We start from the raw sequence: 13537 nt of genomic DNA on the forward strand, positions 1-13537 counted from the left end.
CCGTCTCAGCGCTTGGGCAGGTGGCCCATGGGATCGACCGGCTTGCCGAGCCGGCGCACCTCGAAATGGAGCTTCACGCGGTCGGTATCGCTGCTGCCCATCTCGGCGATCTTCTGGCCCTGTCGCACCGCCTGGTCTTCCCGCACCAGCAGCGCCTGGTTGTGCGCGTAGGCGGTGAGGTAGGTGTTGTTGTGCTTGAGGATGATGAGGTTGCCGTAGCCCCGCAGACCCGCACCCGCATAAACCACACGCCCATCGGCCGCCGCGATCACGGGGTCGCCGATCTTGCCCGCAATGGAAACGCCCTTGTTGTTGGCCTCGTCGAACGGCGTGATGACGGTTCCCTGCGCCGGCCAGATGAAGCCGATCTCGTCTCCGCCTGCTGCGGGGGGCTGCGCCGGCGGGGCGGCCGGAATCGGTGTGGGCGGTGCGGCCTCGGTCAGGGGGCGGGCCGTCACGCCTGAACTCGCCACCGGGCTGGTGGATGGCGCGGTGGGCGCTGCAACGGGGGGAGGCGCTGTGACCGCAGCCGTGACAGGTGGCTGCACGCGAAGCACCTGACCCACTTCGATCGAGTTGGCATTCGCCAGGCTGTTCCAGTTCTGGATGTCGCGCCAGTTCTGGCCGTTGTCCAGGGCGATCCGGTACAGGGTGTCTCCCGGTTTCACGGTGTAGTAGCCCGGCTTGCCGGCGTTCTCGGCGCCGGGCATCACCACCACCGCCTCCGGGCCGGAGCGGACCGCACCGCGGTCTTCCACCGGTGCCGGACCCGACACGCGGCGCGTGGAGCAACCGGCCGTCACCAGCAACACGGCCAGCACGGTCATGACAGCGGCGCCTTGCCATGCCGAGCGCCCCGACTTCTGGGGAAGACCCTGCAACTGGAAAACACGCTCGTTCATGAAGACTCCCACCGTTGGCGTGGGCACTGTGCGTCGTTGAGGCACAGGCCCTGTAAGAAAAACAGCTGCGTTGTCGGAGACAAGCACCAGCTCATGCGATTCCTGATTTTAGAGGCACAAACATGACCGCTTCCAGTTCGGTGCGCACCACGCCAGTGGCAGTCTTTTCTACCACCACCAGATTCTGCCGGCCCGCGCCGGTCACCGCTGGCGCCACCAGCCGGCCACCCACGGCCAGCTGGTCGATCCAGGCATCCGGGATGTCGTTGCCGCCCGCTGCGGCAATGATGCCCGCATAGGGCGCGCCCCGTGCATAGCCCAGCATGCCATCGCCAAAAAGGAGGTGAAGATTGGACAACCGGAACGGGCGAAGGTTCTCGCGCGCCTTTTCATGCAGGCCCTTGAGCCTCTCGATGCTGTAGACCTCGCGGGCCACATGGCTCAACACCGCAGCCTGGTAGCCGCAGCCGGTGCCGATTTCAAGCACGCGACCTAGTTTCTCGGGCCGCCCCTGGCACAACAATTCGATCATGCGGGCGACCACGCCGGGTTTGGAGATGGTCTGACCCAGGCCAATGGGCAGGCTGGTGTCCTCGTAGGCCTGGTTGACCAGCGCGGTGTCGACAAACCGATGACGCTCCACCGCACGCAGAGCCGCCAGCACGCCGGCATGGCTCACACCCTGGGCCTCGATCTTGCGCACCAGGGCCGTGCGCACGGCTTGAGAGTCCATGCCCACGCCGCTGGGCACCGCCGGCCTGGCCAACGGTGCGACCACGCGGCCTCGCGCAGCCACTGGAGGCGTGGCGCGGGGCGCGGCGGCCGAAGTCTCCAGCCTGGCGGGAAAACCAGGTCGAGGACGTGCGACGGATGGTGGCGGCTGCAAGGGCACACCGCGTTTCACGGCGTGGCCTCCGTGGAGTGGTCGGGATTCGCCAGCGCCGCGGCGGTGGGCGCCCAGTAGGCCAGCCGGTCGTGGTCTGTCAGGTCCACCTGCAGCGGCGTGATGGTGGCGTAGCCCTGCAGCGAGGCGTGGAAGTCGGTGCCTTCGGCATCGTCCTTGGCCTTGCCCGCGCTGCCGATCCAGTACATGGTGTCGCCGCGCGGGTTGGTCTGCGAAATCACCTGCTCGGCCGCGTGGCGCCGTCCCAGACGCGTGACCTTGAAACCGCGGATCTCGGCCAGCGGCCGGTTGGGAATGTTCACATTGAGCAACCAGGGATCAGCAGGTGGGCCGTTCTCCAGCGAAGGCAACAACTGCGACACCAGCCGGGCCGCCATGCGGCCGGCGTCCTCCAGGTGGGCCCAGCCCTTTTCCGTCTGCGAGAAGGCAATGGCCGGAATGCCGAACAAGTAGCCCTCCATGGCAGCGCCCACGGTGCCCGAGTAAATGGTGTCATCGCCCATGTTGGCGCCATTGTTGATGCCCGAGACCACAAGATCGGGCCGGTACCCGAGCAGCCCGGTGAGGGCGATGTGCACGCAATCCGCCGGTGTGCCATTGACATAGCGAAACCCGTTGTGCGAGGTGTGCACATACAGCGGCGAGTGCAGGCTGAGCGCGTTGGACTTGGCGCTGTTGTTGTGCTCGGGGGCCACCACCTCCACATCGGCCAGCCCTTTCAGCGCTTCATACAGCGCCACGATGCCCGGCGCCTGGTAACCGTCGTCGTTGGAGATGAGGATTTTCATTGCGGCGATTTTAGGTGGATCGAGCAGGTCACGCCCGGGACAGTCAACGGGCTTACCCGCTGCAACGTGGTGCTCCACGCTGCCTATCATGGCTCGGTTCATGACCAACCAACCGAGGAGAAGCCATGCAAGCCTGGCTGTGTGAGAACCCTGTGGGCGTGGAGGCCCTGACCTGGAAAGAGCTGCCCACGCCCGAGCCGAAGGCGGGTGAGGTGCTGGTGGAGATCCAGGCCGCCAGCCTGAATTTCCCCGACCTGCTGATCGTGCAGAACAAGTACCAGACCAAGCCTCCCCTGCCCTTCGTACCGGGCTCGGAATACGCCGGCGTGGTGCGGGCCGTGGGCGAAGGCGTGAAACACCTTCAAGTGGGCCAGACCGTGGCTTGCATGGCCGGCACGGGGGGCTTTGGCACGCATGCGGTGGTGAATGCGGCGCTGTGCATGCCGCTGCCGCCCGGTTTCCCCGCCGTGGATGCCGCTGCCTTCGGCCTGATCTACGCCACCTCGTGGCACGCCCTGATGGACCGGGGAGCGCTGAAGGCCGGCGAAACCGTGCTGGTGCTGGGTGCGGCGGGCGGCGTGGGGACGTCTGCCATCCAGATCGCCAAGGCGGCTGGTGCGCGCGTGATCGCAGCGGCATCGAGCGATGAAAAATGCGAGCTGTGCCGGCAACAGGGCGCCGACGCCACCATCAACTACAGCGTGCACACGCCCAAGGAGGGCCTGCGCGAGGCCATCAAACAGCTCACCGACGGCAAGGGACCTGACGTGATCTACGACCCGGTGGGTGGTGAATTTGCGGAGCCGGCATTTCGCTCCATTGCGTGGCGCGGGCGCTACCTGGTGGTGGGCTTTGCCAGCGGCCCCATCCCCAGCCTTCCGCTGAACCTCACCCTGCTCAAGGGCGCCAGCATCGTGGGTGTGTTCTGGGGCGACTTCGCCCGCCGCGAGCCCAAGGCCAACGCGCAGATGATGCAGACCCTCGCGGCCATGTACGCCAAAGGCGAGGTGAAACCCGTGATTGATCAGACCCTGCCCATGCGCGATCTGCACAAGGCCTACGCGATCATGGGATCGCGCTCGGTCAAAGGCAAACTGGTGATGGTGAATAAGGGGTAGTCAGATCAGCGCGCGCAAGGAGCGCGCCGCTTCCTTGAGCACCGGCAGCAGGCGCGCCACGGCATCGGCCGAAGTTTCCTGGTTGATCGGCATGGTCACGCTGATGGCACCTTGCACGTCGTTGTTGCGATCGAACAGCGGCACCGCCAGGCCACGGAAGTTCAGCTCCATCTGCTGCTCCGACAGCGCCCAGCCCTGGCGCCGGAAACGTTGCAGCTCGCTGCGCAAGCGCTCCTTGCTGGAGATGGTGTAGGGCGTGTAGGCGCGCAGTGTGCGACCGGCCAGCCAGGCGTCGGAGGCCGACTCGCTCAAGCCTGCGAGAAACGCCATGCCAGCGGCCGTCACTTGAGCCTGCACGCGCGAGCCGAGCATGTAGCCCGTGTTCATCTGGCGGTGCACGCCGCTGCGGGCGATGTATACCGTGTCATCGCCATCCAGCACCGCCAGGTACGCGATTTCGTGCGTGCCCGCCGCAATGCCTTGCAGAAACGGCTGCACCAGGCGGGGCAGGCGCGCAGACTCCAGGTAGGCATGCCCCAGGCGAAGGATGCGCGGTGTGAGCCAGAACAGCTTGCCATCGGTGCTCACATAGCCCAGGTGGGCGAGCGTGGCGAGGTAGCGCCGCGCGGCTGTGCGCGTCATGCTGCAGCGAGCGCCCGCCTGGCTGGCGGTCAGGCGCGGGTGCTGGTCGTCGAAGGCCTCAATGACGGCGAGCCCGCGCTCCAGACCGGCAATCCAGTCGCGTCTTTCCAGCGATGGCGCTGCGGGGTTGGCGGGCAGTTTTTTCATGAGGGCAGCATTGGAAAAAACCCTAGTAAGGAGCGATGGACGATCGCCTGTGTGCGATTATCGAACAGCCGACGCCACGATGCTGCGCCAAAAAGCGCGCTTGCCCCTAAAGTCCGTTCAGTTTCCCTCCACCGAAGCGAGTGTCTTCATGAGCGATCTTCTCCTCAGCGCGGCCGCCGGCCGCGAACCGCTGCAGGCGTCCTTCAGCGATGCGGCGAACCCACTCGGCCTGGACGGCATCGAGTTCATCGAGTACGTCACCAGCAAACCGCAGGCCCTCGGCCAGGTGCTGGAGATGATGGGGTTCCGGCCGGTCGGACGCCACCGTTCGCGTGAGGTGCTGCTCTACCGCCAGGGCGAGCTCAACATCGTCGTCAATGCGCACCCGACCGATGCGCGTGGCGGCGGTCACGGCGGTGAGGTGCCGTTCATCTCGGCCATGGCCTTGCGCGTTCGCGACGCGCGCTCGGCTTACCACTACGTGCTCGAACGCGGCGCTTGGTCGGTGCCTACGCATGCCGAGGTGATGGAGCTCAACATCCCGGCCATCCACGGTGCGGGCAACAGCCGCATCTACTTTGTCGACCGCTACGCCGAGTTTTCGATTTACGACGTCGATTTCGTGCCCATCCCCTCGGTGGACCAGCGCCCTCCGGCCACGGCCGGCGTGCATTTCTTTGGCGTCGTGCAATACATCGGTCCGGAGCGCAGCAACGACTGGATCCAGTTTTACAACGAGCTCTTCGGCACCGAGCTGATTCCGGACGAACAGCGCTTCGGCATCATGCCCAAGGGCACCCTGCTTCGCACACCGGCGCTCGATCCGGCCCGGCGCTTCATGCTGCAGCTCATCGAGCCCGAAATCAACGTGGTGGATTCCGAGGAGCGGCTGCAGCGCATCGGTCTGGGCGTGCCCGACGTGCTGGCCGCCGTGAAGGCGCTGCGCGCGCTCGGTGTGGAATTCGTCGAGACGGAAGCGGCCCACACCGAGCAACGCGGCGCCATCACCAAAACCTACCTGGGCTCGGTGGTGTTCGAGCTCGTGCACAGCGAAAAGGCCTGATCCCGTGAACGCTCAACGAGACGCCATCGAAGCCATCAGCGGTTTCGGCATGGACACCATCACGCTGGCCGGACCGCTGGAAGCCAAGCTCGCCGCCATGAAGGCGGCCGGCTTCTCCCAGGTCATGCTCAAGGCCAACGACCTCGTGGGTCACCCGGGCGGTTTGACTGCGGCCGTGCAGACCGTCAAGGACAGCGGCTTGCGCGGCACCGGGTTCCAGGTGTTGCGTGATTTCGAAGGGCTCTCCGGCCACCTTCATCACTACAAGATGGACATCGCCAAGAGCATGCTCGAAATGTGCGCTGCGCTGGATTGCCGCGTGCTGCTCGCCTGTTCTTCCACGTCCACCCACGCCTCGCAGGACATCGACCACCTCGCGCGCGACCTGCGCAAGCTGGCCATGCTCGCCATTCCACTGGGCATCCGCATTGCCTACGAAGGCCTGTCATGGGGTCGCACGGTCAACGAGTTCACCACCGCCTGGGACGTGGTCTGCCGCGCCGACTGCCCCAACCTGGGCCTCGGCCTGGATTCCTTCCACATCTTTGCGGCCAAGACCTCACTCGAAGAGATCGACTACCTCGACCCCGAGAAGATCTTCCTCGTGCAGCTCGCGGACTTCATGTGGCAAGAGACGCGCACTTTCGAGGAACGCATGACCACGGCGCGCACCTTTCGCGTGTTTCCCGGCGAAGGCGTGCACAGCGAGCAGCTGGTCGACCTCGTGCTCAAGCTCGATCGGCTGGGCTACACAGGCGACTACAGCTTCGAGGTGTTCAACGACGACTACCAGCAGATGCCGCTGCCCATGGTGGCGGAGCGGGCGCGCCGCTCGGCGCTCTGGCTGGCCGAAGACGTGCTGCGCCGATCGGTGCCCCTGCCCAACCAGATGCGACTGAAGGGCTGAAGCGCGCGGCGCTCAGCCGTGGCGCACACGCACGCCCAAGCCGCCGCACAGCGCAATGAGCGCAATACCCGCGAACGACCACGCATCGGGCGCATAACCAAACACCACCCAGCCGCCCAGTGTGGCGAAGCCGATCTGTGCGTACATGTAGGGCGTGAGCCGCGAGGCCGGTGCGCGGTGGTAGGCCTGGATCATGAAGTAGTGCCCCAACGAGCCGAACACCCCCATCACCGACACAATGGCCCAGAGTTTCCAGTCGCCCAGTGGCACCCAGGACCACGGCAGCAACAAGGTGCCGAACACCAGGCCGGTGAGCCCGGTGTAGAAATGCATGGTGCCGGGGTCTTCGCTGCGCACCATGCGGCTGGTGACGATCTGGTAAACCGCGTTGATCACCACCAGCCCCAGCGGCAGCAGCATCGCCCCCTGAAAATCACTGCCCTTGGGCCGGATCACGATCAGCGCACCGATCAGGCCACCCGCCACCAGCCACCACGTGAACGGTGGCACGCGCTCATGAAGCAACGGCGCCGCCAGCAGCGTGATCACCAGCGGCACCAGCATGAGGATGGCGGTGAACTCGCCCACCGGCACGTAGCGCAGGCTCATGTAGGCCACCGTGCCCGAACCCACCATGAGCGTGCCGCGCAGCAACTGCCAGCCCGGCTTGCGCGTCTTGAAGAGGGCGGTGCGCTGGCGTGGCCACAGCAGCAGCAATGTCATGGCCGTCTGCACCAGAAAGCGCAACCACACCGCCATGAGCACGGGCACCACGGCGCCCACATACTGCGATCCGGTGTCGAGCAAGGCAAAGCACAGCGTGGCGCACACCGCCATGGCAATGCCCCGCGCGGGATGCGGAAATCTCGGATCTGACAAGAAGGGCCCTGGAAACGCGTGCTCAGTAGCTCAGGCGAGCCACCGACCGCAGCACATCAGCGGTGGTGGTGGGAAGCCCGAAGTATTCCAGATAGGCAGGGATCTGCTCGAACAGCATGTCTGCGCCCACCTGCACGCGGCAACCACGGGACTTCGCAGCGGCGAGAAACGCCGTCATTTCCGTGCGCATCACCACCTCGCCCACGAACGTGCGGGCTTCGAGGCGCGATACATCGAGCGGCAAAGGATCGCCCTCGTTCATGCCCATGGGTGTGGCGTTGACCACCAGGTCGAAGCCCGCCGGATCGTTGCTGCCCGTCGCCACGTCAATGGCCGGATAGTAGGTCCGCAGGCGTCCCGCCAGCGCTTCGGCAGAAGTGAGGTTCACGTCGTGCAGAGCGATCGAGCCAATGCCCGCACCCGCCAGCGAGGCAGCGATGCTGCAACCGACGCCGCCACACCCCACCACCAGCACGCGAGCGCCCGACAGAACCAGGCCTTTGCGCCGCACACCACGCACGAAGCCTTCGCCATCGAACATGTCGCCCACCAGGCGGCCGTCGTCGGTGCGTTTGACCGCATTGCAAGCGCCCGCCACCTTCACGGTGGGCGTCACTTCGTCGAGCAGATCGACCGTGACCACCTTGTGCGGCATGGTGATAAGCGCGCCACGCACATTGGTCAGCGTGAACACCGATCTCAGCAATGCCGGGTAGTCTGGCGCCCGGCAGCCCATGGGCACCACCACCGCGTTCACCCCCACCTGCTCGAAGTAGGGGTTGTAGATCATCGGCGACTTGAAGGTGTGCGTCGGGTAGCCGATGTGGGCGATGATTTCTGTGAGGCCGTTGATCATGGTCAGCAGGTGAATGGACTGCGGTGGCGGAGATTCACTTGCGAACCTTGGCCAGTTCGGCCTGCAGTTCCTTGACGGTTTCCTGGCCGACGTTGACCGCGTATTTGGCGGTCACCGGGCGCATCAGGTCGCGCAGCTTGGAGAGCTCGGCCGCCGGCAGCTCGGTCACCTGCATGCCGTTCTTCTTCATGTTGTCCAGCGCAGCAGCCACCTGGCCGCGCGCCTGCTCTCGCTGGTATTTCGCGGCTTCCACGGCGGCGTCAGAAATGATTTTTTTCTGGGCCGCGTCGAGCGTGTCCCAGAACTTCTTGCTGATGATCACCGACTGCGGGTTGTACTGGTGGTTGCTCATCACCAGGTGCTTCTGCACCTCGTAAAACTTGTTGGCGTTGATCACGGTCACCGGGTTTTCCTGCCCGTCGATGGCCTTCTGTTCCAGCGCGGCATACACCTCCGGAAACGGCAGTGGCGTGGGGTTGGCGCCGAGCGCCTTGACCCAGTCCACGTTGATCGGGTTGGGGATCACGCGCAGCTTGAGCCCAGACAGGTCTTCCACCTTGGTGACGGGGCGCCGGCTGTTGGTGATGTTGCGGAAACCGAGCTCGAAGTAAGCCAGGCCCACCAGGCCTTTTTCCTGCAGCTTGTCGTGAAGCTTCTTGCCGAACGGGCCGTCCATCACAGCGTCTGCTTCCGCCGAGTTGTTGAACATGAACGGGAAGTCGTAGATGGCGAATTCCTTCACCTGGCTGGCGAAGATGCCCGAGTTCATGGAGGCCATCTCCAGCGTGCCGCCCTGAATGGCCGACACGTTGGCCTGGTCGCTACCCAGCGTGCCACCAGGAAACAGGTTGACCTTGATCTTGCCGCCCGATTTCGCGGTGACGATCTCGGCGAATTTCTCCAGGCCCATCACGATCGGATGGCCCTTGGGGTTCTGGGTGGCGAACTTGATGGTTTTGTCTTGCGCCTGGGCGGCGCCAAAAGCGGTGAGGGCCATGGCGGCCACCAGGGTTTTGAGCATCATGCGTTTCATGGTCGTCTCCTGAGAATTGAGCGGGAAGAAAGAAGAAAGTAAAGAGAGGAAAGAAAAAAAAAGGTCAGCCAATCAGCAGCTTCGCGGGCCACATCACCAGCTGCGGGAACAGCACCATCAGGAACATCACCGCGAACTGCACCAGCATGAACGGCAGCACGCCACGCGTGACGTCGTCCATGCGCATGCGGCCCACGCCGGCCACGGTGTTGAGCACCGTGCCCACAGGCGGTGTGACCAGGCCGATGGAGTTGTTGATGATGAAGAGCACACCGAAGTACACCGGGTCGATGCCGGCGGCCTTGACGATCGGCATGAGCACTGGCGTGAGGATGAGGATGGTGGGCGTCATGTCCATCGCGGTGCCCACCACGATCACGAGCGCCATGATCGCGAACATCAGCAGCGTGGGGTTGTCCAGCAGCGGCTGCAGCAGCGTCACGATCTGGTCGGGCAACTGGGCCACTGTGATCAGCCAGGCCGAGACCATGGCGGCCGCCACCAGGAACATGATCACGGCGGTGGTCTTGGCCGCATTCAGAAACACTTCGTGCAGCTGCTTCCAGGTCAGTTCGCGGTAGATCACGCCGGCCACAAACAGCGCATACACCGCCGCCACCACGGCGGCCTCGGTCGGTGTGAACACGCCCATGCGCAGGCCCACCAGAATGATCAGCGGCAACATCAGCGCCCAGCCTGCGCTGCGCATGGCGGTCATCACCTCACCGGCGGATTTGCGCGGCGGCGGCTCCAGCTTCTCCTTGCGCGTGGTCCACCACCAGGTGGCCCACAGACCAGCGGCCAGCAGGATGCCGGGGAAAATGCCGGCGAGGAAGAGTTTGGAGATCGACACGTTGGCCGCCACGCCAAAGATCACGAAGCCGATGGAGGGCGGGATGATGGGGCCGATCACGCCGCAGGCCGCGATGAGGCCACCGCTGCGGGCCTTGTCGTGGCCTGCCTTCACCATCATCGGCAGCAGCAGCGCCGTGAGCGCGGCGGCGTCGGCCACGGCCGAGCCTGAGAGCGCCGAGAGCAGGCAGGCCGCCACGATGGTGACGTAGCCCAGGCCGCCGCGCACATGCCCCACCAGCGCCATCGCGAAATTCACGATGCGCCTGGACAAGCCGCCAGTGTTCATGATCTCGCCCGCCAGCATGAAGAAGGGCACGGCCAGCAGCGGGAAGCTGTTGGAGCCTTCGATCACGTTCTGCGCGAGGATCTGCGCGTCGAAAATATCCAGGTGCCACATCAGGGCCACGCCACTGAGCAGCAGCGCAAAGGAAATGGGAATGCCGACAGCCATGGCGGCCAGCAGGGAACCGAGGAAAACGGCGATGGTCATGGTGAATCTCGCTTGGGTTCAGGGGCGAGCATCGCCAACAGGCATCTCTTCGGACTCGCGGATGCCGATGAGCTCGTTTTCAGTCATCTGGCCGGTCGCCAGACGCCAGAGGTTCAACAGCAGCACGGGCGCGGCCAGAACGGCGAAGGTCATGCCGCTGGCGTAGAAATACGCCATGGAGGTCTGCATGACGGCGCTGGTCGATTCCCAGTTGATCTTCACCTGCTCCCAGGCACCCTGAAAAACCAGCCAGCAGACAAACAGCATCAGCACCAGGCTCACCGCCAGGCACAGCTTCTTGCCCAGCACGGGCAGGCGCGAGATCAGGGAGTCGGTGCCCAGGTGGGCGCGCTCATTCAACGCCACCACCGCACCCATGAAGGTCATCCACACGAAGAGCCAGCGCGAGAGCTCTTCGGACAAGGTGATGCCGGAATTGAAGCCGTAGCGCATGACCACGTTGCCGAACACCATCACGACCATCAGCACCAGGCTGCCCACCATCAACCAGGCCAGGGCCCGGCAGTAGCGATCAATGAATTTCTGCACCACTTCTTGTCTCCTCACGGAATGGAAACATTAATGTACGAACTGGTTAGTTTTCAATAATCAGGGGAAACCCTGAAATTTTCCGCCGCCCGTCGCCTCGGCTCTCAGGGGTGCCCGCTTCAGGCGCGCACGAAGCGAACGATCATTTCGGTGATGCTGGCGCGCCGCGCGGCCAGCGCTTCGGGCGAAGCCATGTCGCGCTTGAAGATGAGGCCGAAGGTGTGGCGGTTGGACACGTTGAAGAACGAGAGCGCCGAAATCGAAGCGTGGATGTCGATCGGGTCCAGACCGGGACGGAAAACGCCCTTGGCGACGCCGCGTTCGTACAGCTGCCGGATGGAGGAGATCGCCGGCACATTGAGTTGCTGAATGCTCTTGCTCTGCTCGAGAAACTGGCCACGGTTCATGTTTTCGGACATGACGAGGCGGATGTAATTCTCATGGTCGTGGTGGTGGTCGAAGGTGAACTCGACCAGCCTGCGCAGTGCCGCCTCGGGTTCCAGGTCCTGCAGGTGCTGCTGACTTTCTATCTCGCGCATGCGGCGATAGGACTCTTCCAGAACCGCCAGATACAAACCTTCTTTGCTACCAAAATAGTAGTAAATCATGCGCTTGCTGGTGCGCGTGGCGGCCGCGATCTCGTCGATGCGTGCACCCGCCAGACCCTTTTCCGCGAACTCGGCCATGGCCACTTCCATGATGTTGGCCATGGTGCGCTCGGGATCGTTGGTGCGGGTGACCGCCTTTTCCACCGGAGCGGCCCGTGTGCTTCGACGCCGGGAATGTACCGTTTCGTTCATTTCGGCAGTATAGGGGCAGCCTCCGTGGCGCAGAAGTGCTCGCCGCTCATCACACCCATGTCGGCGGCCAGCAGGGGCGCAAACGCCATCTGGTCGAGCACATCCCGCTGCAGATCGATGCCGGGAGCGATCTCGAAGAGCTCGATGCCCTGAGGGGTGAGCCGGAAGCTGGCGCGCTCGGTGAGGTAGATCACCTCCTGTCCGCGCACCAGGCTTTGCGGGCCGCTGAAGGTGATCTGGTCGACACGCTCCACCAGCTTCTTCACGGCGCCTTGCTGCAGCACGCGCATCTGCCCGTCGCCGGTCTGCAGCTTCACGCCCTTGGCCGCGAGCGTGCCGCAAAACACCACCTTGCGCGCGTTCTGCGCGATGTCGATGAAGCCGCCGGGGCCCACGGTGAGGCCACCGAGTTTGCTCACATTGACGCTGCCTTCGACATCGAATTCGCCGAAGCCGAGAAACGCGATGTCGAGGCCGCCACCGGCATAGAAGTCGAACTGTGTGGCGGCGTCGAGCATGGCGCTGGCGTTGCGCGCGTAGCCAAACAGCACCCCGTCCATCAGCGTGCCGCCATAGGTGCCGTGCTCGATGGTCTGGTAGAGGCGGTGCTGATCGCCGCGCGCGGCAATGAGCCGGGCCACGGCATCGGGCACACCCACGCCGTAGTTGACCACCGGGCGCGCCTTGCCGGTGTTGAACAGCTCCACCGCCGCACGCCGGGCGATGGCCTGGCGCTCACCGAAGGCTTCCTGCGCCGCCGCCACTTCGCGCGCATGGTCAGCCGCTTCGCTGCGCTCGCGTGCCGCGCCGGTGAGCTCACCGCTGAAGGACGGATCGAACGGAATGTCGTAGCTGGTGCGCTGGTCGGGATCGACGACGACGGCATCGACCCAGGCGCTGGGAATGCGCACCTCGCGCGCCTTCAGCGCACCCCGGGGCAAGCGTTCGGCCACCTGCACGATGACCTTGCCCCCGCTGTTGCGTGCGGCCAGCGCGAGCGACTGGGCATCGAGGTTGGCGGCTTCGTGCTCGAAGCTGATGTTGCCGTCTTCGTCCGCTGCGCTGGCGCGAACGATGGCCACATGGATGGGAAAGGGCTTGTAGCGCAGGTACTCGCGCCCATCCATGTGCACCACCTCTGCCAGATCGTCTTTCGCGGTGGCGTTCATGCGGCCACCGCCCAGGCGCGGGTCGCACACCGTGCCCAGGCCCACATGGGTGAACAGGCCCGGTCTTCCGGCACCGATCTCGCGCATGAGCTGGCTGCTCACACCGCCCGGCAGGATATAGGCCTCGATTTTTTCGTCCACCGCGAGCTGCTGCATGGCGGGCGACCACACCCAGTGCCCACCGATCACGCGCCGCACCAGGCCTTCGTGGGCGAAACAGTTCATGCCTTTGGTCTTCTTGTCGCCGATGCCGAGCGCGTGCATCACGGTGAGGCCGCGCGGGTGCTGCGTGGCGAGAAAGCGCGCCTGCACGGCCTCGAACACGTGGGTGGCTTCCATCAGGCCACCACCACCGCCCATGAGGCCCACGGTGTCGCCATCGCGAATGAGTGCCACGGCCTGCGCGGCGGTCATGAACTTGCTGTCGCTCATGGC

General features: G+C 64.7%; 14 protein-coding genes. 3 read left to right on the top strand and 11 right to left on the bottom strand.

Going from position 1 to position 13537, the window contains the following annotated elements; all coding sequences use genetic code 11:
- Window positions 1-5: 5 nt before the first annotated feature.
- The 3 genes from CAP37_RS10535 to surE all read right to left on the bottom strand — a co-directional run bounded on the left by CAP37_RS10535 (window position 6) and on the right by surE (window position 2594).
- Window positions 6-827, bottom strand: a complete 822-nt coding sequence (locus CAP37_RS10535; protein ID WP_086124116.1) for a peptidoglycan DD-metalloendopeptidase family protein — start codon at window positions 825-827, stop codon at window positions 6-8.
- 166 nt (window positions 828-993) lie between these two features.
- The gene (locus CAP37_RS10540; RefSeq protein WP_256926930.1) at window positions 994-1806 is read right to left on the bottom strand and encodes a protein-L-isoaspartate(D-aspartate) O-methyltransferase; all 813 of its coding nucleotides are present in this window, start codon (window positions 1804-1806) and stop codon (window positions 994-996) included.
- Window positions 1803-2594 carry a 5'/3'-nucleotidase SurE gene (surE, locus tag CAP37_RS10545; RefSeq protein ID WP_086124117.1) on the bottom strand — a complete coding sequence of 264 codons (792 nt, stop codon included), beginning with the start codon at window positions 2592-2594 and terminating at the stop codon, window positions 1803-1805. The genes CAP37_RS10540 and surE overlap by 4 nt, the downstream gene beginning before the upstream one ends.
- 125 nt (window positions 2595-2719) lie before the next feature.
- Between surE and CAP37_RS10550 the strand changes: the two genes are divergently transcribed.
- Window positions 2720-3712, top strand: coding sequence for an NADPH:quinone oxidoreductase family protein (locus CAP37_RS10550; protein ID WP_086124118.1), 993 nt, complete (start codon window positions 2720-2722; stop codon window positions 3710-3712).
- Here the strand turns inward: CAP37_RS10550 and CAP37_RS10555 are convergent, their stop codons facing one another.
- On the bottom strand, window positions 3713-4501 hold the full coding sequence (locus tag CAP37_RS10555; protein WP_086124119.1) for an IclR family transcriptional regulator C-terminal domain-containing protein: 789 nt from the start codon (window positions 4499-4501) through the stop codon (window positions 3713-3715). It lies immediately after the preceding gene.
- A 148-nt stretch (window positions 4502-4649) separates the two neighbouring features.
- Between CAP37_RS10555 and CAP37_RS10560 the strand changes: the two genes are divergently transcribed.
- Together CAP37_RS10560 and CAP37_RS10565 are read left to right on the top strand one after the other, a co-directional pair.
- A complete protein-coding gene (locus CAP37_RS10560; RefSeq protein ID WP_086124935.1) occupies window positions 4650-5564 on the top strand; it encodes a 4-hydroxyphenylpyruvate dioxygenase in 915 nt (304 codons plus the stop codon).
- A 49-nt stretch (window positions 5565-5613) separates the two neighbouring features.
- A complete protein-coding gene (locus CAP37_RS10565) occupies window positions 5614-6471 on the top strand; it encodes a sugar phosphate isomerase/epimerase (protein ID WP_086124936.1) in 858 nt (285 codons plus the stop codon).
- A gap of 12 nt (window positions 6472-6483) precedes the next feature.
- On the opposite strand, the gene CAP37_RS10570 is transcribed toward CAP37_RS10565, so the two are convergent.
- The 7 genes from CAP37_RS10570 to CAP37_RS10600 all read right to left on the bottom strand — a co-directional run bounded on the left by CAP37_RS10570 (window position 6484) and on the right by CAP37_RS10600 (window position 13534).
- The gene (locus tag CAP37_RS10570) at window positions 6484-7350 is read right to left on the bottom strand and encodes a DMT family transporter (RefSeq protein ID WP_256926931.1); all 867 of its coding nucleotides are present in this window, start codon (window positions 7348-7350) and stop codon (window positions 6484-6486) included.
- A gap of 22 nt (window positions 7351-7372) precedes the next feature.
- On the bottom strand, window positions 7373-8206 hold the full coding sequence (locus CAP37_RS10575; RefSeq protein WP_086124121.1) for a shikimate dehydrogenase: 834 nt from the start codon (window positions 8204-8206) through the stop codon (window positions 7373-7375).
- A gap of 34 nt (window positions 8207-8240) precedes the next feature.
- The gene (locus CAP37_RS10580; RefSeq protein WP_086124122.1) at window positions 8241-9239 is read right to left on the bottom strand and encodes a TRAP transporter substrate-binding protein; all 999 of its coding nucleotides are present in this window, start codon (window positions 9237-9239) and stop codon (window positions 8241-8243) included.
- Between the two features lie 64 nt (window positions 9240-9303).
- Window positions 9304-10584, bottom strand: coding sequence for a TRAP transporter large permease (locus CAP37_RS10585; protein WP_086124123.1), 1281 nt, complete (start codon window positions 10582-10584; stop codon window positions 9304-9306).
- Between the two features lie 18 nt (window positions 10585-10602).
- Window positions 10603-11136 (bottom strand): TRAP transporter small permease, encoded by a 534-nt coding sequence (locus tag CAP37_RS10590; protein WP_086124124.1) that lies wholly within the window; start codon window positions 11134-11136, stop codon window positions 10603-10605.
- 116 nt (window positions 11137-11252) lie between these two features.
- Window positions 11253-11933, bottom strand: a complete 681-nt coding sequence (locus CAP37_RS10595; protein WP_086124125.1) for a TetR/AcrR family transcriptional regulator — start codon at window positions 11931-11933, stop codon at window positions 11253-11255.
- Window positions 11930-13534 (bottom strand): acyl CoA:acetate/3-ketoacid CoA transferase, encoded by a 1605-nt coding sequence (locus tag CAP37_RS10600; RefSeq protein ID WP_086124126.1) that lies wholly within the window; start codon window positions 13532-13534, stop codon window positions 11930-11932. The genes CAP37_RS10595 and CAP37_RS10600 overlap by 4 nt, the downstream gene beginning before the upstream one ends.
- Between the last annotated feature and the right edge of the window lie 3 nt (window positions 13535-13537).

The organism is Hydrogenophaga sp. IBVHS1 (genome assembly GCF_002127265.1).
Classification (GTDB): Bacteria; Pseudomonadota; Gammaproteobacteria; order Burkholderiales; family Burkholderiaceae_C; genus Hydrogenophaga.

Bases quoted from the DNA above. Each gene is read 5' to 3' on its own strand.
- CAP37_RS10560 (WP_086124935.1), top strand. From the start codon at position 4,650: ATGAGCGATCTTCTCCTCAGCGCGGCCGCCGGCCGCGAACCGCTGCAG.
- surE (WP_086124117.1), bottom strand. From the start codon at position 2,594: ATGAAAATCCTCATCTCCAACGACGACGGTTACCAGGCGCCGGGCATC.
- CAP37_RS10550 (WP_086124118.1), top strand. From the start codon at position 2,720: ATGCAAGCCTGGCTGTGTGAGAACCCTGTGGGCGTGGAGGCCCTGACC.
- CAP37_RS10585 (WP_086124123.1), bottom strand. From the start codon at position 10,584: ATGACCATCGCCGTTTTCCTCGGTTCCCTGCTGGCCGCCATGGCTGTC.
- CAP37_RS10600 (WP_086124126.1), bottom strand. From the start codon at position 13,534: ATGAGCGACAGCAAGTTCATGACCGCCGCGCAGGCCGTGGCACTCATT.
- CAP37_RS10535 (WP_086124116.1), bottom strand. From the start codon at position 827: ATGACCGTGCTGGCCGTGTTGCTGGTGACGGCCGGTTGCTCCACGCGC.
- CAP37_RS10595 (WP_086124125.1), bottom strand. From the start codon at position 11,933: ATGAACGAAACGGTACATTCCCGGCGTCGAAGCACACGGGCCGCTCCG.
- CAP37_RS10580 (WP_086124122.1), bottom strand. From the start codon at position 9,239: ATGAAACGCATGATGCTCAAAACCCTGGTGGCCGCCATGGCCCTCACC.
- CAP37_RS10555 (WP_086124119.1), bottom strand. From the start codon at position 4,501: ATGAAAAAACTGCCCGCCAACCCCGCAGCGCCATCGCTGGAAAGACGC.
- CAP37_RS10575 (WP_086124121.1), bottom strand. From the start codon at position 8,206: ATGATCAACGGCCTCACAGAAATCATCGCCCACATCGGCTACCCGACG.
- CAP37_RS10565 (WP_086124936.1), top strand. From the start codon at position 5,614: ATGGACACCATCACGCTGGCCGGACCGCTGGAAGCCAAGCTCGCCGCC.